The sequence below is a fragment of the Allobosea eneae genome (genome assembly GCF_042657265.1).
In the GTDB taxonomy this organism is placed as follows: Bacteria; Pseudomonadota; Alphaproteobacteria; order Rhizobiales; family Beijerinckiaceae; genus Allobosea; species Allobosea eneae.
Map to the genome: position 1 here is coordinate 55,116 of NZ_JBHSLW010000013.1, position 21,773 is coordinate 76,888.

Here is a 21,773-nt window from a genome sequence, read left to right on the forward strand (position 1 = left end):
TAGGCCTGCCGGCTAAGCCTCACAACCCGGCACGGGGTGAAGTGGCGGATTGCGCAGAAATCCTTGCCGATCTGGTAACCAATTTGCAAAGACACTGCGCGATAGCTTTAACGCGTTCGGCTCAGCTTTGTTGCGCCGCACGCGCAGGCTCGGAAGGACCCTCCAATGTATGACCTTTTCGTCGCCGCCATTCTCGGCGTGGTCGAGGGGCTGACCGAATTCCTGCCGGTGTCCTCAACCGGCCATCTGCTCTTGCTCGGGCATTTCCTCGGCTTCGAATCCAAGGGCAAGGCTTTCGAGATCCTGGTCCAGCTCGGCGCGATCCTGGCGATCCTGCTGGTCTATTTCCGCCGCCTGCTCGACATCGCCCTGCGGCTGCGCAGCGATCCTTCGGCGCGGCGCTTCGTCCTCGGCGTGCTCGTCGCCTTCCTGCCCGCGGCGGTGATCGGCGCGCTGGCGCACGGCTTCATCAAGGGCGTGCTGTTCAACCCCTTCCTGGTCTGCTGCACGCTGATCGCCGGCGGCCTCGTCCTGCTCGTCATCGACGAGCTTGAGCTCGAGGTGAAGCATCACGACGCCACCAAGTTCCCGCTGCCGATGTATCTCAAGATCGGCTTCATCCAGTGCCTTGCGATGGTGCCCGGCGTGTCGCGTTCCGGCTCGACCATCGTCGGCGCGATGCTGCTCGGCGCCGACAAGCGGGCCGCGGCCGAGTTCTCCTTCTTCCTGGCGATGCCGACCATGGCCGGCGCCTTCGCCTATGACCTGCTGAAGAACTACAAGGAGCTGACGACCAACGATCTCACATTGATCACGATCGGCTTCGTCACCGCCTTCATCTCGGCGCTGATCGTGGTCCGCAGCTTCCTCGATTTCGTCTCGAAGCGCGGCTTCACGCCCTTCGCCTGGTGGCGGATCATCGTCGGCTCGGCCGGTCTCGCCGGGCTCTGGGTCTTCGGCTGAGCGTCAGCCTGAAGCAGGCAGGGGCCCCCGCCAGGTTCCCAGCAACATCTCGAGGAACCGTTCCGCTGCCGGCGCCAGCTTGACGCCGCGGCGCCTGACCACGCCGATGGTGCGAGAGACTTCCGGATCGCGGATCGGCCGCGTCACGATGATCGGGTGATCGGCGCCCGGCGTCGCCAGTTTCGGCAGCACCGAGATGCCGAGGCCCGCCTCGACCAGCCCGAGCGAGGTCGAGAGGTGCGTCACCTCGAACGACCAGTCGAGCCTGACGCCGATCTTGACCAAAGCCGCATCGAGGATGGCGCGGTTCCCGCTGCTGCGGCTGACGGTGACCAGCGGATCGCCTTCGAGATCGGCCCAGCCCAGTGATGATTTCTGCGCCAGCGCATGATCGTGGCGGCAGGCGAGTACGAAGGGATCGTCGATCAGTGGCTCGAAGGTCAGCTCGGCATCGGAGCCGCCGATCAGATTGATGCCGAATTCGACCTCGCCGCGCGCCACCGCCTCGAGGCCGTCATTGGCCGAGAGGTCGAGGATGCGGAAGCGGATGTTCGGGTACTGCGCCTGGAAGCGCGCGATCACCGAAGGCAGGAAGTAGAAGGCGGCCGTCGGTACGCAGGCGAGCGCGATCAGTCCGGCACGCCGGCTGCCGAGATCGCGCATCGCGAAGATCGAGGTATCGAACTCGTCGAGCATGCGCCGGACCAGCGGCAGCATCTCGCGCCCGACCATAGTCAGCGCGACCCGGCGCGTCGTCCGCTCCAGCAGCGCCGCCCCGACCGCGCTTTCAAGGCGCTGGATGCGCCGGCTCAGCGCCGGCTGTGACATGTTGAGCGCCTCGGCGGCGCGGTGGAAGCCGCCGAGCTCGACGACCGAGATGAAGGCGCGCAGATCGAGGGCTTCGAAATTGATGCTCATGACGTATCAATAGCGTCGATCTCTGCATTTCACAGCAGTTATCTGATTTGAGAAGAGAGGGCATCGCCAATCGCCGGGTGACGCCCTTGTCCGCTCCCTTCCAGCTCCCGCATGCTCAGGCCCTGCGCATCCCCTGCGTGCTGATGCGCGGCGGCACCTCGCGCGGCCCGTTTTTCCTGGAGCGCGACCTGCCGAGGGATCCGGCGGCGCGCGATCGCGTCCTGCTCGCCGCGATGGGCTCGCCGCATATGCTGCAGCTCGACGGGCTCGGTGGTGGCAATTCGCTGACCAGCAAGGTCGCGATCGTCAGCCGTTCCAGTCGGCCCGATGCCGATGTCGACTATCTCTTCGCCCAGGTCGCGGTCGAGCGCGCTCATGTCGATCTCAGTCCGAACTGCGGCAACATGCTCTCCGCCGTCGGCCCCTTCGCCATCGAGGCCGGCCTCGTGCCGGCCGCCGATGGCGAGACCATCGTGCGCATTCACAACCGCAACACCGGCGCGCTGATCGAGGCGGTCGTGCAGACCCCAGGCGGCGTCGTCGCCTATGACGGCGCGACTGCGATCGACGGCGTCGCCGGCACGGCGGCCCCGATCAAGCTCGGCTTCCTCGAAGCTGTCGGCTCGAAAACCGGCGCGTTGCTGCCGACCGGCTGCGCTCGCGAGGAGATCGACGGCATCCCGGTGACGCTGGTCGACTATGCCACGCCGATGCTGCTGCTGCGGGCAAGCGATCTCGGCCTTGCCGGCGATGAGACACCGGTCGAGCTCGATGCGAATGCCGCGGTGCTGGCGCGCCTGGAGGGGCTGCGCCGCGAAGCTGGCCGCCGCATGGGCCTCGGCGATGTGACCGGACGCGTCATTCCCAAGGTCGGGGTGCTTTCGCCCGCGCGCCGCGGCGGCAGCCTGACCTCACGCTATTTCACGCCGGATCGCTGCCATCGCAGCCATGCCGTCACCGGCGCGCTCTGCGTCGCCGCGGCAAGCCGTATCGCCGGCAGCGTCGCCGCCGAGATGCTGTCCCCCGGGATCGGCTCGCTGGTCGCGGTCGAGCATCCGAGCGGCGCCATCCAGGTCGACCTTGCGCTCGATGCCGCCGGTCAGGTGGCCCGCGCCAGCCTGGTGCGCACGGCGCGCCGCATTTTCGAAGGAAACGTCATCGTCCCCGCCAGCGCGATCCTCGCGCTTGCAGAGAGGGCGGAAACGGGAGGAGAACTGACCCATGACGATCACGCGCCGACACCTCTGCAGCCTGATCGCGGCCGCCGCGGCCAGCACCTGCCTGCCTGAATTCGCGCAGGCTCAGGCCACCTTCCCGGACAAGCCGATGAAGCTGCTCGTGCCCTATGCCGCCGGCGGCGGCACGGACGCGATCGCGCGCCTCGTCGCGCAGGGCGTCGGCGAGCGCCTGGGCCAGTCGCTGGTGGTCGAGAACAATGGCTCGGCCGGTGGCAATCTCGCGACAGCCCAGGCGGCTGCGGCTTCGCCGGACGGCTATACCGTGCTGATGGCCAATCAGGGCCCGATGGTGGTCAACCCGCATCTGTTCAAGAATGTCCGGATCGATCCGCTGACTGCCTTCGACCCGCTGACGCTGATCACGGCGGCGCCGCTCGTCGTCGTCGTGGCGGCAGGATCGCCGCACAAGACGCTGGCCGAGCTCGTCGGCCAGGCCCAGAAGAACCCGGGCAAGCTGACCTATGGCTCGGCTGGCAACGGTTCCGCCAGCCATCTGGCGACGATCCTGCTGGCTCAAACCGCGCAGTTCGAGGCGGTGCACGTGCCTTATCGCGGTGCAGGGCCGGCGCTGACCGATCTGCTCGCCGGCAATAGCGACTTCATGATCACCACCGTGCCGTCGGTGCTCGGCCTGATCCATGGCGGCAAGGTCAAGGCGCTGGCTGTGACCGGCAAGGCGCGCGCCAAGCTTTTCCCGGAGGTGCCTTCGGTCGCCGAGAGCGGCTGGGCGGACTATGAGGCGACCGCCTGGTACGGTTTCGTCGTGCCCAAGGGCACGCCGAAGGATGTGGCGGCCAAGCTGCGCCAAGCGACGGTGGAGGCGATCAACAGCCCGATCATCCGCGAGCGCCTTGAGAACGAGGGTGCCGAGCCGATCGGCAACAAGCCGGAGGAGTTCGCAGCGATGATGGAGGCCGAGTCGCGGCGCTGGGCGGGGATCATCAAGCAGGCCCGGCTGGCGATCAATTGAGGTTCAGGGCGCCCGCTTGTCGGGTGAATCGCAGAGATCGGCGACGACGCAGGTCTCGCAGGCCGGACGCAGCGCCTTGCAGGTGTAGCGTCCGTGCAGGATCAGCCAGTGATGCGCGTGCCGGCCGAATTCGGCCGGCACTGCCTTTTCAAGGCCGAGCTCGACCTGCAGCACGTTCTTGCCGGGCGCGATACGCAGGCGGTTGGCGACGCGGAAGACATGGGTGTCGACCGCATGGGTGATCTCGCCGAAGGCGATGTTGAGCACCACGTTCGCGGTCTTGCGGCCGACGCCCGGCAGGCTCTCCAGCGCCTCGCGCGCAGTCGGAACCTCGCTGCCGAACTCGGCGATCAGCTTCTCGCAGAGCGCGATGACGTTCTTCGCCTTGTTGCGGTAGAGCCCGATCGTCTTGATCAGCTCACGCACCTGATCTTCGCCAAGGGCTAGCATCTTCTCTGGCGTGTCAGCGAGCTCGAACAGCCGCTTCGTCGCCTTGTTGACGCCGGCATCGGTCGCCTGCGCCGAGAGCACGACGGCGACCAGCAGGGTGAAGGCGTTGACGTAGTCTAGCTCGCCCTTCGGCTCGGGCCTCTGTTGCCGGAAACGGCTGAAGATCTCGTAGACCTCGGCGGCGCTGCGCGGCTTCGGACTTGTGATCCGCTTCGGCGACGGGCTGCGGCGTTTCGCACTGTTCGGCACGGGCATCGCGGCGTTATAGTTGGCACATGACCTTGGGCAAGCCCGAATCCGACCTTGCAGTCGAAGCGGCCGAAAAGCCGGTCTTCGACGCGACGATCACGCCGCATCGCTCGCTCGGCCAGAACGGATTCCGGACCGTGATGACATTGGTCTGCCTGACCAGCGTCGCAGCCTCGATTCCCTTCATCGTGCTCGGCGCTTGGCCGGTCGCCGGGTTCTTCGGCCTCGACATCCTGGCGCTCTTCATTGCCTTCAAGGTCAATTTCAATGCGGCCCGCGCCTTCGAGCGTATCGTCGTGACGCCGCTCGAAGTGCTGCTGCGCAAGGTCTCGCATCACGGCCGCGAGAAGATCTGGCGCTCCAACCCCGCCTGGACCAAGCTCGAGCGCGAAGACGACGATGATTACGGCCTGCTCGAGCTGTCCCTTGTCTCGCGCGGCCGGCGCACCGTGGTCGCCTCTGCGCTTTCGCCGGGGGAGCGCGAGGGTTTTGCGCAGGCGCTCGGCTCGGCGCTCGCCAAGGCCAGGCGCGGCCCGGATTTCGAGCCTGCCTGAGGATGACCGCGACGGTCATCCCGCTGATCGCATGGGCGGCCATCATCGTCGTCGTCATCGCGGCGGTGCGGGCCAATCGCGCTCGGCGCGGCCCTCCTCCCGCTGAGTACGACGGCGAGGCGGCTGTCCGCGGCTATGCACTCGTCCTGCGCGACAAGCTCGATCGCGCCCTGTTCGGCCCGGTGCTGGCAGGGCGGGTCTGGGATCGCGTGATGGCTCGCCCGATCGGCGAGGGGCTGATCCACGAATTCCACCGCGATTATTGCGGTCACGGCCTGATCCGCACGCGAGACGGCGTCAAGCTCTGCGACATCCTCGACGGCCACCATGCCAGCGAGGCCATCGCCGAATGGCGTTCGCGCGAGGACTTCGTCGCCTTCTTCGCCGAGCAGTCGGACTACAGCTGCAGCGGCTGGGACGAGAGCTCGCCGGTCTTCTTCACCGACGACGAATGGCATCGCAACAACCAGCGGCTCACGCGGGAGAAGTTGCAGCGGTTCATTTGACGAGCCTCTTACCGCCGCTGCTGCGATAGCCAGATCGTATGCCCGCCGCAGTTCGGATCCTCGACGATATGCTCGACGACGGCAAAGCCGTTCGCGTCCAGCAGCGCGCGATATTCCGCCGGATCGAGGCTGCCATGATAGAGCGGCTCACCCTCGAAGGTGCCGATCGCCTCGCCATGGCCGGGCCCGCTGGTGAAAAGCAGCGCAGCTCCATCCGCCGCATGCGCACGGAAGAGCGGGAACATTCGCCGTTGATCGTCGGGCTTGAGATGGAAGAAGCTGTCCCAGGCGATGAGCCCGTCGAAGCGCCGGCCAAGTGCGAGCTCGCGCATATCGCCGACCTGCCAGTCCTGCTGCGGGAAGCGTTTCCGGCAGAGCGCGATCAGAGGCGCCGCCGAATCGATCCCGGTGACCCCGCAGCCGCGCTCGATCAGATGCCTGGCGATCGGCTCCCCCATGCCGCAGCCGATGTCGAGGACCGCAGGCATCGCCGGCAGCAGCGACAGGAAACGATCGAGCCAGCGCGCCTCCGTCAGCTTGCGGCCGCGTTGCTGGTCATAGGCGGTGGCGTGGCGTCGATAGAGCGAAACGACGGCGTCGGCGGAATCGGTCATCGTTGGATGTCTACGCGGCCTTTGAGGCGAAGACGAGCTTGTCAGCTTTCGGGTGGGAGACGCATGCTGACAGCATTAGCGTCGCGAGCATGAGATTTGAGATCGCGAGGACAGAAAGATGAACGCCCATTCCAGTCTCAGGACGGCGATGAAACCGATAGTCGTCTCCAATGCCGTGCTTGCTCGCGCCACCGAGGCCATTCCGTCGGAAGCCGATTTTCCCGCAGTCGCGCCCGGTTCGGATTACGACACCGTCCGCCGCATCCTGTCCTACATCACCAACAACTGGCGCCAGCAGCCGACGATCGAGGCGATCGCCGATGCCGCCGGCGCGACGCCAACCGATGTGCACCACCTGTTCCGGCGCTGGTGCGGGCTGACGCCGAAAGCCTTCCTGCAGGCGATCACGCTCGACAACGCCAAGGGCCTGCTGGCCTCCTCCGCCAGCATCCTCGACACCAGCTTCGAGGTCGGGCTCTCCGGTCCCGGCCGCCTGCACGATCTCTTCGTCACCCATGAGGCGATGTCGCCGGGCGAGTGGAAGACCGGCGGCGAGGGGCTGCGCATGTCCTATGGCTTCCATCAATCGCCTTTCGGCGAGGCGCTGGTCGTCGTGACCGAGCGCGGCCTTGCCGGTCTCGGCTGGGTTTCGAACAGCCTCGACGGCGGCAAGGTCGTCGGCGGCCGGGCCGAGGCGCTGGCCGACATGATGCGGCGCTGGCCTCATGCCGATTACCGCTTCGACCCGCAGAGCACCGCGCCCTATGCGACACGCATCTTCGAGCCGGGGAGCTGGTCGCCGCAGACGCCGCTACGCGTCGTGCTGATCGGCACCGATTTCGAGGTCCGCGTCTGGGAGACCCTGCTGCGCATCCCGGTCGGCTGCGCCACCACCTATGGCGACGTCGCCGGCCATATCGGCAAGCCCTCGGCGGCCCGCGCGGTCGGCGCCGCGGTCGGCAAGAACCCGATCTCCTTCGTGGTTCCCTGCCATCGCGTCATCGGCAAGTCCGGTGCGCTCACCGGCTATCATTGGGGGCTGACGCGCAAGCGCGCCATCCTGGGCTGGGAGGCCGGGCAGGTCGCGGGCGGGCAGGCCGCCTGAGCCGAAACCCTACTGGATGGTCGGAGCGGGCGCTGCCGCAGGCGGGGGCGTCCGCCTTGCCGTGGCCGGGCGCGGCTTGGCCGTCTCGGGCTTCGGCTCGGGCAGGCCGAGGCGGGAGCGGATCGAGGCGGCGCGCGCCTCGGTGATGCGGGCGCCGCAGAAGCCGTGCGAGCCCTCGCGCTGGAAGTCGCGGCAGATCTGCTCGCGCTCCGAGGAGAAACCGGCCTGCTCGCGGGCGATCGTGCGCTGCTCCGTCAGGTCGGCCTTGGCCGAAAGCGCCCGGTAGCCATCGCGCACTGCACCTTCTGCGTGCTTGCGCTCGGCTTCGATGTCCTTCGCCCGGGCGGCCAGGGTGCGCGAATCCGGCCCCCAGACGCCACGTGGCTCGATGCGGCAGGCGGCGGCCTCGATCACGCAGGGCTGCTCCGGCTCAAGCACCAGGAAGGCGCCATCGAGCACGTCGAAGACGATCGGGCAGGCGGGCGCCTCGAGCTTGTAGCGCGGCAGCCCCGCCGGCTTGCCGAGCGAGGTCACCGGCACGGGCGCATCGCCGAAGGAAATGGCGCAGGGTTCGACGAGGTTGCTGGACTGGAAGCCTTCGGCACGCAGCTTCAGGCCATAGCCGGTGCCGGTCTTCTCCAGCGTCGCTTCGCCGAAGCCGCCATTGCGCCGCAACGTCTTGCCGAGGATCGAGTCTTCGCCGGGGATCTTGATGGCTGGCATGGTGCGCGGCCGCGGCGTCGCCGGGCCGCCGACGGAGGCCGGGGCCGACTGTTGGGCGCCGGGCTGGTTGAAGGGCTGCGCGCCCGGCAGTTGCAGCGGCTGTGCCTGCACGGAACCCGCAAGGCCGAGCCAGGCCAGCCCTGCGCCGGCGGCGAGGCGATGGGCAGTCGGGCGGCGGAGCGTCGTCACGGCTGTTTTCCTGGTGGCGCAAGGTCTTCCTGAATGGAATGGCTACGTCCGTTGCGCAAGAGCATGCGGGCAACACTTACCCGCAATGGTCAGCCCCGCGAATTCTGTGCAGGACCATGCGCAAAGCCGATTCTTAATCCGGCTCCGCGCCTTGCAAGCAACCCGTCACCCTCCCTATATACGCCCCGAAGCGGTGGTTTTTCAAAGGCCATCGGGGCCGGATTGCGCTAGGCGCCAGCACTCGCATGCGAGCGCGGAAACGCAGGGCCGGCCGCTCTTTGTTGTAACCGGCGGGCGAAGCCGGAAAGGAGCCAAGGCTCCGTTCCGTCACTTCGGTCGCCAGACGTGGATATCCCGGGTTCGTTCGCCGCGGTAGGTGGGGGCGATCCGGGGCCATGGGCCGGGGGACGGCGTCCTGGACGCGGCCTTCCGGCGATCTGCTAAATCGAAAGGGATCCCATCCATGGGTAAAGTCATTGGTATCGACCTCGGAACCACCAATTCCTGCGTTGCAGTGATGGAAGGGTCGACACCCAAGGTCATCGAGAATTCCGAGGGTGCCCGCACCACGCCTTCGATCGTCGCCATCACCGATGACGGCGAGCGTCTGGTCGGCCAGCCTGCCAAGCGCCAGGCGGTCACCAATCCGGAGCGTACCTTCTTCGCCATCAAGCGCCTGATCGGGCGCACCTTCGACGATCCGATGACCAAGAAGGACATCGACCTCGTCCCCTACAAGATCAAGAAGGCTCCGTCGGGCGACGCCTGGGTCGAGGCCGACGGCAAGGATTACTCGCCCTCGCAGATCTCCGCCTTCACGCTGACGAAGATGAAGGAGACCGCGGAGGCCTATCTTGGCCAGCCGGTGACGCAGGCCGTCATCACCGTCCCGGCCTATTTCAACGACGCCCAGCGCCAGGCCACCAAGGATGCCGGGCGCATCGCCGGCCTCGAGGTGCTGCGCATCATCAACGAGCCGACCGCGGCCGCGCTCGCCTATGGCCTCGACAAGAAGCAGGCCGGCACCATCGCGGTCTATGACCTCGGTGGCGGCACCTTCGACGTCTCGATCCTCGAGATCGGCGACGGCGTCTTCGAGGTGAAGTCGACGAACGGCGACACCTTCCTCGGCGGCGAGGACTTCGACATGCGCCTGGTCGAGTACCTGGCGGATGAGTTCAAGCGCGAGCAGGGCATCGACCTGAAGAAGGACAAGCTCGCTCTCCAGCGCCTGAAGGAAGCGGCCGAGAAGGCCAAGATCGAGCTGTCGAGCGCCTCGCAGACCGAGATCAACCTGCCCTACATCACGGCGGATGCCTCGGGTCCGAAGCACCTCGCCATCAAGCTCTCGCGCGCCAAGTTCGAGAGCCTGGTCGACGACCTGATCCAGCGCACCATCGAGCCCTGCCGCAAGGCGCTCAAGGATGCCGGCCTGTCCGCGGGCCAGATCGACGAGGTCGTCCTGGTCGGCGGCATGACGCGCATGCCGAAGGTCCAGGAAGTCGTGAAGCAGTTCTTCGGCAAGGAGCCGCACAAGGGCGTGAACCCTGACGAGGTCGTCGCCATCGGCGCCGCGATCCAGGCCGGCGTGCTGCAGGGCGACGTCAAGGACGTGCTGCTGCTCGACGTGACCCCGCTCTCGCTCGGCATCGAGACGCTGGGCGGCGTGTTCACGCGCCTGATCGACCGCAACACCACGATCCCGACCAAGAAGAGCCAGGTCTTCTCCACCGCCGAGGACAACCAGGGCGCGGTGACGATCCGGGTCTTCCAGGGCGAGCGCGAGATGGCGGCCGACAACAAGCTGCTCGGCCAGTTCGACCTGATGGGCATTCCGCCGGCCCCGCGCGGCATGCCGCAGATCGAGGTGACCTTCGACATCGACGCCAACGGCATCGTCTCGGTGACGGCGAAGGACAAGGCCACCAACAAGGAGCAGCAGATCCGCATCCAGGCTTCCGGCGGTCTCTCCGAGGCCGAGATCCAGAAGATGGTCAAGGACGCCGAGGCGAACGCCGCCGACGACAAGAAGCGTCGTGAGCTGGTCGAGGCCAAGAACCAGGGTGAGAGCCTCGTGCACTCGACCGAGAAGTCGCTGAAGGACTATGGCGACAAGGTTTCGGCCGCCGACAAGGGCGCGATCGAGACCGCGCTCGAAGCCCTCAGGAGCGCGCTCACCGGCGAGGATGTCGAGGCGATCCAGGCTCGCACAAACGAGCTGATGCAGGCGTCGATGAAGCTCGGCGAGGCGATGTATGCCGCCAGCCAGGCTGAAGCGAACGCTTCCGAAGGCGCCGCTGCCGAGGACTCGAAGAAGGACGACGTCATCGACGCCGACTTCAAGGACGTCAGCGACGACAAGGGCGACAAGAAGAAGAGCGCCTGATCGCGCTTTTGGTCATCCATCGACTGGGACGGGATGGCCGGGCTTGACCCGGCCATTCCCTTGAGACGATGGCGTCGGCAGGACATGACTCGCCGGCTCGCGCAGCAAGCGCAGGGCGGCGCAGGGGCAGCTGGTTGAATGTCTAAGCGCGACTATTACGAGATCCTCGGGGTCTCCCGGACCGTGACGGAGGTCGAGCTCAAGAGCTCCTTCCGCAAGCTCGCCATGCAATATCACCCGGACAAGAATCCGGGCGACAAGCAGGCCGAGATCAAGTTCAAGGAAATCAACGAGGCCTATCAGATCCTCTCTGACGGCCAAAAGCGTGCGGCCTATGACCGCTATGGCCACCAGGCCTTCGAGAATGGCGGCGGTGGCGGTGGTCCGGCCGACATGTCGGACTTCATGTCCGACATTTTCGAATCCTTCTTCGGCGAAGGCCGTGGCCGTGGCGGCCCGCGCGGCGCCAACTCCCGCGAGCGCGGCGCCGATCTGCGTTACAATCTTGAGATCGGCCTCGAGGAGGCCTATGCCGGCAAGAACGAGACGATCCGCGTCCCGACTTCGGTGACCTGCGAGGTCTGCTCCGGCACCGGTGCCAAGGCGGGCTCGAAGTCGCGCCAGTGCCCGACCTGCGGCGGCCATGGCCGCGTCCGCGCCAGCCAGGGCTTCTTCTCGGTCGAGCGAACCTGTCCGACCTGCAATGGCCGCGGCGAGATCATCGACGATCCCTGCACCGGTTGCCATGGCGCCGGCCGCGTGACCCGCGAGCGCACCCTCTCGGTCAACATCCCGGCCGGTGTCGAGGATGGTACCCGCATCCGCCTTGCCGGAGAGGGCGAGGCTGGGTTACGCGGCGGGCCGGCTGGTGATCTCTACATCTTCCTCTCGATCAAGCCGCACGCCATCTTCCAGCGCGACGGCGCTGACCTGTTCTGCCGCGTGCCGATCGGCCTGACCTCGGCGGCGCTCGGCGGCGAGATCGAGGTGCCGACGCTGAATGGTGAAAAGGCCCGGGTGAAAGTCCCTGAGGGCACCCAGACCGGCAAGCAGTTCCGCCTGAAGGGCAAGGGCATGAGCGTGTTGCGCTCGCGCGAGATGGGCGATCTCTACATCCAGGTGCTGGTCGAGACGCCGCAGAAGCTGACCGCCCGCCAGCGCGAGTTGCTGATGGAGTTCGAGCGCGAGAGCTCGGGCGCCACCCATCCCGAGACAGCCGGCTTCTTTGGCCGGGTCAAGGATTTCCTCGGCGGCCTCGGCGGAGCGGCCTGAAAACAAAAAACGAGCGCCTTGCGGCGCCCGTTCTTCTGTGGTCGGAGCCGGCCTGATGGTCAGGCCTTGTCGATCACCTTCTTGACGGCGTCCTTGGTCTTGCCGACCGCCTGCTGGGCTTCGCCCTTGCGCTCCTGCGCGATACCCTCGGCCTGAAGCTCGGGCTTGTTCAGCGCCTTGCCGGCTGCCTGCTTGATGTTGCCGGCGGCCTCGTTGGCCATGCCCTTGATCTTGTCGGCGGTGCTGCCCATAGACGTGTTCCTTTCCGAATAAGTTGAACTCGGCGCCTCGGCGCCGCTTCGGATGGGAGAACGTCACGGCCGGATTTTGGTTCCCGCGCTCAAGCGGACGTGATCGTCTCTGCGATCGCCCGCAGCGCCCGGCCCGTTGCCTCGTCGGCCGGGAAGAAGGTCTCCAGCGCCAGCTCCGACAAGGTCACGTCGACCGGCGTGCCGAACACCGTCGTCGTCGAGATCAGCGACAGCTCGGTCTCGCCCAGCCGCAACTTCAAAGGCACCACGATCGGAGGCTCTGCCTCCTCCTGCGCTTTGCCCTTGGCCGAGGGCGCAGCCGCGACGGGATAGCTCAGCAACTCGGTCAGGAGTTCGGCCAGCAGCGGGTCGGCCGTGGCGCGGATCTGCTGGCGCAGCCGGGCGATCAGATGGCCGCGCCATTCGGCGAGGTTGAGGATCGCCGGGGCGATCCCGCGCGGATGCAGGCTCAACCGCAGCACATTGACCGGCGGGCGCAGCAAGTCGGCGTCCTCGACCAGCGTCAGCAGCGGCGGGACCATGGCGTTCGCCGCGAGCAGGGTCCAGTGCCGGTCGACCGCGACCGCCGGATAAGGCTCATGGCCCTTGAGCAGAAGGTCGATCGCGCTGCGTGCGGCCTGCAGGCTCGGATCCTCGAGCGACCGTTCGAGATAGACCGGCGCATAGCCGGCGGCGAGCAGGAGCGCGTTGCGCTCGCGCAGCGGCACGCCGAGATGCTCGGCGAGCAGCAGGACCATGTCGCGGCTCGGGACCGAGCGGCCGCTCTCGACGAAGCTGAGATGCTTCTGCGAGATCTCGGCTTCGAGCGCGAGGTCGAGCTGGCTGAGACGGCGCAGCTGGCGCCAGTCGCGGATGAGATGCCCGATCGCGGGCTGCTGGTGCTTGTTCATGGCGTGCAAGCTAGCTGCGCTAAGGCCGTCTTCCAATTACCTCCCGCTTAATCGACCAGCCTCCCGGCATCCGTCAGCATGGCCTCCATCAGCAACCGCCCCGGACGAGACGGGGCCTGAACCGGAGAACGACCATGGCCTTCATCCAGTCCTCGCGTTTCCTGCGCAACGCCCTTGCCCTAGATGCCGCCGCCTGCGCGGCGACCGGCCAGTTGCTCGCCGTCGGCGCCGGCGCGCTCTCCGGCCTGCTCGGCTTGCCCACCGAATTCCTGCGCGGCGCCGGCCTCGTGCTGCTGCCTTGCGCCGCGGTCCTCGCCTTCCTTGCCAGCCGGGCGCGGTTGCCGCGGCTTGCCGTCTACGCCGTGATCGGTGTCAACATCCTCTGGATCGCCGATAGCGTCCTGATCCTGGTCGCCGGCTGGTTCGCGCCGACCACGCTCGGCATCGCCTTCGTTCTCGCCCAGGCCGCGGCGGTCGCTGTCGTGACCGAGCTCGAGGTGATCGGCCTGAAGAAGTCGGTCATCGAAACCGGCGGAGCCGAAGCCGCGCTGCGCTGATCCGGAATGCCTGCGATTTGAGGCCGCCGTGGCTCATGCTGCGGCGGCTTTCGTTTGCGACGGCTTGTCACGAAACTGTCGTCTGTGCTCACTAGCCGGATGGCCTGCCTCCTCACCCTACGGAACAGGGCCGTCCCATGCGCAAACCTCTCGTCCTTACGGCTCTCGCGACGCTCCTCGCCGGCGGTACGGCGCTGGCCGAGCCGACCTTCAACCGCATCGCCACCTTCCAGGTGCCGCTCAACCTGCCGTCCGACCGCGACGCTAGCAAGAAGACGGTCTCCGAGATCATCACGGCCAATGAGGCTGGAACTCTGCTCGCCTATACCGACGCCGAGCAGAAGGCGATCGGCCTCGTCGACATCAGCACCGCCAATGCCCCCAAGCCCGGCGGCTTCATTCCGGTCGGCGGCGAGCCGACCTCGGTCGTCATCCTCGGCGAGCGCGCCTTCGCCGTGGTCGTCACCTCCGGCGACAACTTCAAGGAGCCGGCCGGCCATCTCGCCACCATCGACCTCAAGACCAAACAGGTCGCTGCCAAATGCGAGCTCGGCGGCCAGCCCGACTCGATCACCCTGACCAAGGACAAGGGCAAGCTCGCCATCGTCATCGAGAACGAGCGCGACGAGAAGCTGGGCAAGGGCGACCTGCCGCAGCTTCCCGGCGGCAATCTCACGCTCATCGGCCTCAAGGACGGGCAGGCCGATTGCGCCTCGAGGCAGGTCGTCGATCTCACCGGTATCGCCGCGGTCGAGCCGACCGATCCGGAGCCGGAATTTGTCGACGTCAACCAGGACGGCCTTGCCGTGGTGACGCTGCAGGAGAACAACCACCTTGCCGTGGTCGATACCAAGACCGGCAAGCTCGTCGCGCATTTCCCGGCCGGCACCGTCGACCTCAAGGGCATCGACAAGACCCGGGACGGTGAGATCAGGCCGGTCGAGGAGCTGAAAGGCGTGCGCCGCGAGCCCGATGCGGTGCGCTGGCTCGACAATGACCGCTTCGTCACCGCCAATGAAGGTGACTGGAAGGGCGGCTCGCGCGGCTTCACGATTCGTCGCAAGGACGGCACGGTCGAGTTTGATTCGGGCAACATGGTCGACCACATCGCCATGCGCCTCGGCCACTATCCGGAGCGCCGCTCGGCCGCCAAGGGCAGCGAGCCGGAAGGCATCGAGGTTGGCACCTATAATGGCGAGCGCCTGTTCTTCGTCGGGCTGGAGCGCGCCTCGCTCGTTCTCGTCTTCAAGGATGAAGGTCCTGGCCGCGCCCCGCGCTTCCTGCAGGCGCTGCCGGGCGGCATCGCGCCGGAAGGCCTGCTCGCCATCCCGCAGCGCAACCTCTTCGTCTCCGCCTCCGAGGCCGATCTCGGCGAGAAGGGCGGGCCACGTTCGGCCGTGACCATCTACGAGCGCAGCGAAGGACCCGTCGTCTATCCGACCATCGTCTCGGCCGATGTCGATGGTCTGCCGCGCGGCTGGGGCGCGCTCTCGGGCCTTGCCGCCCATCCCGAACTGCCGGGCCGGCTCTTCAGCATCACCGACAGCGCCTATACGCCCTCGCGCATCCTCGAGATCGACGCGACCAAGAAGCCGGCGACGATCACGGGCGCGATCACCGTGACCAAGGACGGCAAGCCCGCCTCCTATGATCTCGAGGGGATCGCGACGCGCCCGGGCGGCGGCTTCTGGCTGGCTTCGGAAGGCGCGCCGGAGCGCAAGGAGAAGCCGACGCAGAACCTCTTGCTGCGCGCCTCGGCCAAGGGCGAGATCGAGGAGGAGATCGCCCTGCCGGAGGAATTCGCCGCCAAGGCGACCAACCAGGGCTATGAGGGCGTCGCCGTCACCGGCAGCGGCCAGGACGAGACGGTCTGGATCGCCGTGCAGCGCGAGTGGAAGGACGACCCCAAGGGCAAGGTCAAGCTCCTCTCCTACAAGCCCTTCACCAAGAGCTGGGGCATCCTCTACTACCCGCTGACGGCCCCCGCCGCCGGCGCCTGGATGGGCCTCTCCGAGCTGACCTATCTCGGCGACGACAGCTTCGCCGTGATCGAGCGCGATAACCAGTTCGGTGCCAAGGCGGTGAAGACGCTCGCGACCTTCTCGGTCAAGGGATTGAAGCCGGCGCCGTTCGGCTCCTCGGAGATCCCGACCGTCGCGAAGACGCTGCTGCGCGACCTGACGCCGGAGCTGATGAAGCTCGGCGGTTACGGGCTCGACAAGGTCGAGGGCATGGCGGTCGACAAGGACGGCAACCTCTTCGTCGTCACCGACAATGACGGCGTCGACGACGCCTCCGGCGAGACCCAATTCTTCGCCTTCGGCAAGCTCGCCAAGTAAGCGTTCCGTCGAGCGAAAAGGCCGGCGAGCATCGCTCGCCGGCCTTTTTTATTGGGAGATCGCAGCGGGCTCGCGCTCGCTCCGGACCGGAGTTTTACAGCCCCAGCTTGCGCTTGCGCTGACCGAGCGTGCGCAGGCGCAGCGCGTTGAGCTTGATGAAGCCGGCGGCGTCGCGATGGTCGTAGGCGACCGCGCCTTCCTCGAAGGTGACGAGGTCCTGATCGTAGAGCGAGTACGGGCTGGAGCGGCCGATGACGTGGACGCCGCCCTTGTAGAGCTTGAGCCGCACCTGGCCGGCGACGAACTCCTGGCTCTTGTCGATCAGCGCCTGCAGCATCTCGCGCTCCGGCGAGAACCAGAAGCCGTTATAGATCAGCTCGGCATATTGCGGCATGAGCTGATCCTTGAGATGGGCGGCGCCGCGGTCGAGCGTGATCGACTCGATGGCGCGGTGCGCGACGGCCAGGATCGTGCCGCCGGGCGTCTCGTACATGCCGCGGCTCTTCATGCCGACGAAGCGGTTCTCGACCAGATCGAGCCGGCCGATGCCGTTGTCGCGGCCGAGCTCGTTGAGCCTGGCGAGCAGCTTGGCCGGCGAGAGCTGAACGTCGTCGATCGCGACCGCATCGCCCTTGGCGAAGTCGATCGAGATCACGGTCGGGGTGTCGGGCGCCTCTTCCGGCGAGACAGTCCGCGAAAAGACGTAGTCCGGAACCTCCTGCGCGGGATCCTCCAGCACCTTGCCCTCCGAGGAGACGTGCAGCAGGTTGGCGTCGGTCGAGAACGGCGCCTCGCCGCGCTTGTCCTTGGCGATCGGGATCTGGTGCTGCTCGGCGAAGGCGATCAGCTGCTCGCGCGAGCGCAGGTCCCATTCGCGCCAAGGCGCGATGACGTGCACGTCGGGCTTGAGCGCATAGGCGGTCAGCTCGAAGCGGACCTGGTCGTTGCCCTTGCCGGTCGCGCCATGCGAGACCGCGTCGGCGCCGACCTTTTCGGCGATCTCGATCAGCTTCTTGCCGATCAGCGGGCGGGCGATCGAGGTGCCGAGCAGGTAGACGCCCTCATAGGCGGCATTGGCCCGGAACATCGGGAAGACGTAGTCGCGCACGAACTCCTCGCGCAGGTCCTCGATGAAGATGTTCTCCGGCTTGATGCCGAGCAGCAGCGCCTTCTGACGGGCCGGTTCCAGCTCTTCGCCCTGGCCGAGATCGGCGGTGAAGGTCACGACCTCGCAATTATAGGTGGTCTGCAGCCACTTCAGGATGATCGAGGTGTCGAGCCCGCCGGAATAGGCGAGCACGACCTTGTTCACGCGCTTGTCGGCCATGGACTGTCTTCCTGCAGTGGCGGCACGAAAGCCTCGCGCCTGGAGTAGTGAATGCGGCTTTCCCGGCCGCATTTCGGACGTAACCGGGCACTATCGCAGGGCTAGGGACGACGCAATCGGAACCTTCTGATCGATTGCGCGTCATCGTTTGATGGATCGCTGTCCGTTGGCGCGTTTGCGGCTTCTGGCTTGTGGGCCGATTCGCGGGGGCGGATAATCGGCTCAGTTTGTTCAAAGCCGCTCCCGCGTGGAGGTTTGATGCCGAATCGTCCTGTTCTGGATTTCTGGTACGAGTTCGCGTCGACCTATTCCTGTCTCAGTGCCCTCAGGATCGAAGAGCTGGCCGAGGCGGCTGGCGTCGAGGTGCGCTGGCGGCCATTCCTGCTCGGACCGATCTTCGCGGCACAGGGCTGGGCGACCTCGCCCTTCAACCTCTACCCGAACAAGGGCCGCTATATGTGGCGCGACACGGCGCGCCGGGCCGCCCGCAACGGGCTCACTATCGTGCGGCCGGAAACCTTCCCGCAGAATTCCCTCGTCGCGGCGCGGCTTGCTCTGGCGGGGCGCGAGGCCGGCTGGCTGCCGACCTTCTCCAAGGCTTTGTTCCGCGCGCAGTTCTGCGAGGGGCGCAACATTGCCGAGGAGGCCGTTCTGAACGCGGCCCTGCGCGCGGCCGGGGCCGATCCGGTCAGCGTCTTCCCAGCGTCGCGCAGCGAGGAGGTCAAGGGCCGGCTCAAGGCCGAGACCGAGCTCGCCAAATCGCTCGGCATCTTCGGCGCGCCGACCTTCGTCACCGGCGACGGCGAGTTGTTCTGGGGCGACGATCGGCTCGAGGAAGCGCTCGCTTGGGCCAAGGACGGGCGCTAGCCCCCTGCCGGCGGTGCCGGCCGCGACCACGGTCCGTGCGTCGCCGAGGTCTGAGCGATCTCCGGCAAAGGCTGCCGCTCGCTGATCTTCGGCGGGCCGGGCGGTGCTTCCGGCGGCAGGCGCCCGCCAGCGGTCTGCACCAGCGCCTGCACGCGCTTGGTGACGGAAGGATGGGTCGAGAACAGGTCGGCGAAATCGTCCGGATCGTTCTCGAAGCACATGTCCATCACGCCGGACGGGACATTGTCGATATCGGCGCGGCCCGAGATCTTGAGCAGGGCCGAGATCATCGCGTCCGGATTCTTGGTCAGCTCCACCGCCCCGGCATCGGCGAGGTATTCGCGGGCCCGTGACAATGACAGCCGGATCAGCACGGCGAGCAGCCAGGCGACGGCGATGACCGCAAAGCCGAGAATGATCGCAAAGCCGCTGCCCTTCTTGTCGCCGTCGGAGGAAATCCGCACCCGCCCGAGATTGCGGAACACGACTTCGCCGACGAAGGAGATGATGCCGGCGATCACCACCGCGATCACCATCAGCCGGACGTCGCCATTGCGGATATGGGTCAACTCATGGGCGATCACCGCCTCGATCTCGGCGTCGTTGAGCTGCTCGATCAGCCCGGTGGTCAGCGTCACCGTGAACTGCTTGTCGTTGACGCCGCTGGCAAAGGCGTTGAGCGCGTCGCTCTGGATGATGGCGAGCTTCGGCGTCACCATGCCGCGCGAGATGCAGAGATTCTCCAGCATCCGATAGAGTTTTGGCTGCGCCTCCCGCGTCACGCCCTCCGCCCCCGAGACGGCCTCGATCAGCTTCACGTTGATCTGGAAGCCAATGAAGACCCAGGCGCCGGTGGCGAGGGTGATGAAGGGGAGCCAGGACCAGAAGCGCTGGCCGACGAAGCTCGTCACCGTGTATCCGCGCGGCACGCCGACATAGCCGTAGCCGACCAGCATCACGCCCCAGACGGTCAGATAGACCATCAGGAAAAGCCCGATGATCAGGGCGATCGACCGGGTCCGGTTGTTGCGCTGATGGGTGTAGAGCCCGAAGGCTTCCCCCGGCATCGCCGCAGCTCCGTTGTAACGCCTATCGAGGCGCTCAGAACTTCACGGTGGGTGCAACCTCGATCTGCGCCCGCGTCTCTTCGCCGACATCGAAGAACTCGCGCGGGGAAAAGCCCATCTGCGGCGCGAAGAACACGGCCGGGAAGGCCTGGATCGCCGCGTTGAACTCGCTGACCGCATTGTTGAAGAAGCGCCTGGCAGCCGCGAGCTTGTCCTCGACATTGCCGAGATCCTGCTGGAGCTGCTGGAAGTTCGCGCTCGCCTTGAGGTCCGGATAGGCCTCGCCGAGCGCCAGCAGGCGCCCGACGGCGCCGGTGAGCTGCTGCTCGGCCACGGCCTGGTCGTGCGGCCCGCTCGCGGACTGGGCCTGGTTGCGCGCCTTGATCACCGCGTCGAAGGTTTCCTTCTCGTGGCTGGCATAGCCCTTCACGGTTTCGACGAGATTGGGGATCAGGTCGTGGCGCTGTTTCAGTTGCACGTCGATGTCGGCGAAGGCCTGGTTGACGCGCTGGCGCATCGCGACCAGGCCGTTATAGGTCATGATCAGCCAGACCACGACGACGACGATCAGTCCAAGGACGACCCAACCCATGGTGTTCTCCTTCGGCACAGGCGATCTTGCGGCACAGGCGATCTCGCCGGCAACCTTGCATGAAGGACGACGCTAGGGAAGCTGTCGCCGCTCGCAGCGAGCGCTTTGCGCCGGTCAGGCCGGCTTTCCGACGCTGCTGCGCGCGATCATCCTGACGGTGGCGATCACCGCGACCGCCGAGATCGCGGTCGCCAGGCAGAACAGTGCGCCATAGCCCAGCGTATCGGCGAGCTTGCCGGCCAGCATCGAGCCGGCGAGATAGACCAGCAATTGCGCGCAGGCGAGGATGGTAAAGTCGGTGCCCGGCTGGTCCGAGGTCGTCACCGCCATGAACAGCGAGTAGAGCGCGACGATCTCCATATAGCGGATCAGCGTCTGGAAGCCGGCAGCGCCGAAGAGCGGCCAGGCGCCGACGACGGCTCCCAGCGCATGGCAGGCGAAGAGCAGGAAGCAGAGCGTGCGCGCCGCCCCGAGCAGAGCGAGCACGAAGGCGACACCTTGGCGCTTGACCAGCCAGGCCGCGATCGCCGAGCCGGCAAGGCCGGCCGTCGTCGCCGATATGCCGGAGAGATAGCCGATCTGGTTGAGCGGCACGCCGGCATCGACGAGGTAGGAGCCTTCCATCGCCTTCACCAGCCCCTCGCTCGCCCGGTAGATCAGCGCGATCCAGAGGATCTGGCGTGCCTCGGGCCGGCGCAGGAAGGCGCGGATCGAGGGGCGCTTGGCGGTCTCGGTCGGGGTCGGATCGCCCTCGCGCATCATCGCCGCCGCGATGAGCGGCAGCAGCGAGATCGCGGCGATGGTGACGAGCATGCCGGTCCAGCCGATATAATGGTGCAGCACGAGGCCGAGCGTGCCGCCGATGACGACGCCGAAGGCGATCGAGCCGCCCTGGATGGCGTTGCCGATGGCGCGGTCGGCCTCCGGCAGGTACTTCGCCGCATAGCCGTCGGTGGCGATGTCCTGCGTGGAGATCAGCAGCGATGCGACAAAGCCGATCGCGATGATCCTGGTGACATCGAGCGGCCCAACTGCGATCAGCGCCAGGATGCACAGGATCGTGCCGGTCTGGGTGATGAAGACCCAGCCGGCCCGGTGCGCCCGCGCGAACGGTCTGATGCGGTCGATCCAGGGTGCCCAGACGAACTTGATCACCAGCGGCAGCAGCAGGATGCTCATGTAACCGATGGCAGTGCGTGAGACGCCGGCCTCGCGCATGATCGGCGGCAGCGCCGCGACGAAGAGATAGGACGGGATCGCCTGCGCGAGATAGAGCCCGCCGAGCACCGCGAAGAGCCGGTAGCGCGCGGCATTGCTGGCCGGAGCTGCGCCGATGGCGGCCTCGCCCGCGCTCATGCCGCTCTCCTGTGTTTCAGCAGGAAGGCTCGCGCCGCCGCCTCGTCGGTCTCCAGGCTGATCGGGAAGGGCCAGAGCCGGCGGAAGACGTCCGCCATCGCCTCGGTCGCGCCCGGGCGCACGATGGCGCAGGCGCCGCAGAGCGCGCCGAACTGGGCCCGCGTCCGCTTGAACCAGATCGCCTGCTCGCGCTCGCCGGCCTGCGACAGCTTGCGGCCGCCGCCGAAGATGGTGAGCAGCAGGAAAGGTTCCTCGCGCCGGCCGAGCTCGGCGAGCGCGTCGAGATAGGCGCGCTCGTCATTGTCGGCATAGGGCGGCGCGAAGCGCAGGGTGACGATGCCGTCGGCGTCGCTGTCGAGGCTCACCATG

General features: G+C 66.9%; 22 protein-coding genes. 11 read left to right on the top strand and 11 right to left on the bottom strand.

Annotation, left to right across the window (positions count from 1 at the left end):
• The first annotated feature begins 165 nt into the window (after positions 1-165).
• Complete coding sequence (locus ACFPOB_RS11465) at positions 166-963, top strand: undecaprenyl-diphosphate phosphatase (RefSeq protein WP_377798400.1); 798 nt, start codon at positions 166-168, stop codon at positions 961-963.
• Positions 964-966: 3 nt separating this feature from the next.
• On the opposite strand, the gene ACFPOB_RS11470 is transcribed toward ACFPOB_RS11465, so the two are convergent.
• A complete protein-coding gene (locus tag ACFPOB_RS11470) occupies positions 967-1,881 on the bottom strand; it encodes a LysR family transcriptional regulator (protein WP_377798402.1) in 915 nt (304 codons plus the stop codon).
• Positions 1,882-1,967: 86 nt separating this feature from the next.
• On the opposite strand from ACFPOB_RS11470, the gene ACFPOB_RS11475 reads away from it, so the two are divergent.
• Entirely contained in the window at positions 1,968-3,170 is a 1,203-nt protein-coding gene (locus ACFPOB_RS11475) for a 4-oxalomesaconate tautomerase (RefSeq protein WP_377798404.1), read from the top strand.
• Entirely contained in the window at positions 3,103-4,089 is a 987-nt protein-coding gene (locus tag ACFPOB_RS11480) for a Bug family tripartite tricarboxylate transporter substrate binding protein (protein WP_377798405.1), read from the top strand. Before ACFPOB_RS11475 ends, ACFPOB_RS11480 begins: the two co-directional genes overlap by 68 nt.
• 3 nt (positions 4,090-4,092) lie before the next feature.
• Here the strand turns inward: ACFPOB_RS11480 and nth are convergent, their stop codons facing one another.
• Positions 4,093-4,794 carry an endonuclease III gene (gene nth / locus ACFPOB_RS11485; RefSeq protein ID WP_377798407.1) on the bottom strand — a complete coding sequence of 234 codons (702 nt, stop codon included), beginning with the start codon at positions 4,792-4,794 and terminating at the stop codon, positions 4,093-4,095.
• 20 nt (positions 4,795-4,814) lie between these two features.
• Here nth and ACFPOB_RS11490 point away from each other — a divergent pair, with 20 nt between their 5' ends.
• Both ACFPOB_RS11490 and ACFPOB_RS11495 read left to right on the top strand, forming a co-directional pair.
• Complete coding sequence (locus ACFPOB_RS11490) at positions 4,815-5,342, top strand: DUF2244 domain-containing protein (protein WP_377798409.1); 528 nt, start codon at positions 4,815-4,817, stop codon at positions 5,340-5,342.
• Positions 5,343-5,344: 2 nt separating this feature from the next.
• A complete protein-coding gene (locus tag ACFPOB_RS11495) occupies positions 5,345-5,848 on the top strand; it encodes a hypothetical protein (protein ID WP_377798410.1) in 504 nt (167 codons plus the stop codon).
• 8 nt (positions 5,849-5,856) lie between these two features.
• Here ACFPOB_RS11495 and ACFPOB_RS11500 read toward each other — a convergent pair whose 3' ends face one another.
• On the bottom strand, positions 5,857-6,462 hold the full coding sequence (locus ACFPOB_RS11500; RefSeq protein WP_377798412.1) for a class I SAM-dependent DNA methyltransferase: 606 nt from the start codon (positions 6,460-6,462) through the stop codon (positions 5,857-5,859).
• Between the two features lie 118 nt (positions 6,463-6,580).
• Between ACFPOB_RS11500 and ACFPOB_RS11505 the strand changes: the two genes are divergently transcribed.
• Entirely contained in the window at positions 6,581-7,567 is a 987-nt protein-coding gene (locus ACFPOB_RS11505) for a methylated-DNA--[protein]-cysteine S-methyltransferase (protein ID WP_377798414.1), read from the top strand.
• 9 nt (positions 7,568-7,576) lie between these two features.
• On the opposite strand, the gene ACFPOB_RS11510 is transcribed toward ACFPOB_RS11505, so the two are convergent.
• Positions 7,577-8,479 carry a hypothetical protein gene (locus ACFPOB_RS11510; RefSeq protein ID WP_377798415.1) on the bottom strand — a complete coding sequence of 301 codons (903 nt, stop codon included), beginning with the start codon at positions 8,477-8,479 and terminating at the stop codon, positions 7,577-7,579.
• A 463-nt stretch (positions 8,480-8,942) separates the two neighbouring features.
• Between ACFPOB_RS11510 and dnaK the strand changes: the two genes are divergently transcribed.
• Together dnaK and dnaJ are read left to right on the top strand one after the other, a co-directional pair.
• Entirely contained in the window at positions 8,943-10,865 is a 1,923-nt protein-coding gene (gene dnaK, locus ACFPOB_RS11515) for a molecular chaperone DnaK (RefSeq protein ID WP_377798417.1), read from the top strand.
• A gap of 138 nt (positions 10,866-11,003) precedes the next feature.
• The gene (gene dnaJ / locus ACFPOB_RS11520; RefSeq protein ID WP_377798420.1) at positions 11,004-12,137 is read left to right on the top strand and encodes a molecular chaperone DnaJ; all 1,134 of its coding nucleotides are present in this window, start codon (positions 11,004-11,006) and stop codon (positions 12,135-12,137) included.
• Positions 12,138-12,196: 59 nt separating this feature from the next.
• On the opposite strand, the gene ACFPOB_RS11525 is transcribed toward dnaJ, so the two are convergent.
• Both ACFPOB_RS11525 and ACFPOB_RS11530 read right to left on the bottom strand, forming a co-directional pair.
• A complete protein-coding gene (locus tag ACFPOB_RS11525; RefSeq protein WP_091833448.1) occupies positions 12,197-12,388 on the bottom strand; it encodes a CsbD family protein in 192 nt (63 codons plus the stop codon).
• An 89-nt stretch (positions 12,389-12,477) separates the two neighbouring features.
• Positions 12,478-13,299 (bottom strand): helix-turn-helix domain-containing protein, encoded by an 822-nt coding sequence (locus ACFPOB_RS11530; protein ID WP_377798422.1) that lies wholly within the window; start codon positions 13,297-13,299, stop codon positions 12,478-12,480.
• A 134-nt stretch (positions 13,300-13,433) separates the two neighbouring features.
• Here ACFPOB_RS11530 and ACFPOB_RS11535 point away from each other — a divergent pair, with 134 nt between their 5' ends.
• Together ACFPOB_RS11535 and ACFPOB_RS11540 are read left to right on the top strand one after the other, a co-directional pair.
• Positions 13,434-13,856, top strand: coding sequence for a hypothetical protein (locus tag ACFPOB_RS11535; protein ID WP_377798424.1), 423 nt, complete (start codon positions 13,434-13,436; stop codon positions 13,854-13,856).
• Positions 13,857-13,993: 137 nt separating this feature from the next.
• Positions 13,994-16,195 (top strand): esterase-like activity of phytase family protein, encoded by a 2,202-nt coding sequence (locus ACFPOB_RS11540; protein ID WP_377798426.1) that lies wholly within the window; start codon positions 13,994-13,996, stop codon positions 16,193-16,195.
• A gap of 94 nt (positions 16,196-16,289) precedes the next feature.
• Here ACFPOB_RS11540 and ACFPOB_RS11545 read toward each other — a convergent pair whose 3' ends face one another.
• A complete protein-coding gene (locus ACFPOB_RS11545; protein WP_377798428.1) occupies positions 16,290-17,522 on the bottom strand; it encodes an argininosuccinate synthase in 1,233 nt (410 codons plus the stop codon).
• A gap of 258 nt (positions 17,523-17,780) precedes the next feature.
• Between ACFPOB_RS11545 and ACFPOB_RS11550 the strand changes: the two genes are divergently transcribed.
• Positions 17,781-18,389, top strand: a complete 609-nt coding sequence (locus ACFPOB_RS11550) for a 2-hydroxychromene-2-carboxylate isomerase (RefSeq protein ID WP_377798430.1) — start codon at positions 17,781-17,783, stop codon at positions 18,387-18,389.
• Here the strand turns inward: ACFPOB_RS11550 and ACFPOB_RS11555 are convergent.
• The 4 genes from ACFPOB_RS11555 to ACFPOB_RS11570 all read right to left on the bottom strand — a co-directional run bounded on the left by ACFPOB_RS11555 (position 18,386) and on the right by ACFPOB_RS11570 (position 21,772).
• On the bottom strand, positions 18,386-19,456 hold the full coding sequence (locus ACFPOB_RS11555; RefSeq protein ID WP_377798432.1) for a M48 family metallopeptidase: 1,071 nt from the start codon (positions 19,454-19,456) through the stop codon (positions 18,386-18,388). The genes ACFPOB_RS11550 and ACFPOB_RS11555 overlap by 4 nt on opposite strands.
• A 34-nt stretch (positions 19,457-19,490) precedes the next feature.
• On the bottom strand, positions 19,491-20,048 hold the full coding sequence (locus ACFPOB_RS11560) for a LemA family protein (RefSeq protein WP_092155139.1): 558 nt from the start codon (positions 20,046-20,048) through the stop codon (positions 19,491-19,493).
• A 114-nt stretch (positions 20,049-20,162) separates the two neighbouring features.
• Positions 20,163-21,404 (bottom strand): MFS transporter, encoded by a 1,242-nt coding sequence (locus ACFPOB_RS11565; protein ID WP_377798435.1) that lies wholly within the window; start codon positions 21,402-21,404, stop codon positions 20,163-20,165.
• Positions 21,401-21,772 carry a hypothetical protein gene (locus ACFPOB_RS11570; protein WP_100963278.1) on the bottom strand — a complete coding sequence of 124 codons (372 nt, stop codon included), beginning with the start codon at positions 21,770-21,772 and terminating at the stop codon, positions 21,401-21,403. The genes ACFPOB_RS11565 and ACFPOB_RS11570 overlap by 4 nt, the downstream gene beginning before the upstream one ends.
• Between the last annotated feature and the right edge of the window lies 1 nt (position 21,773).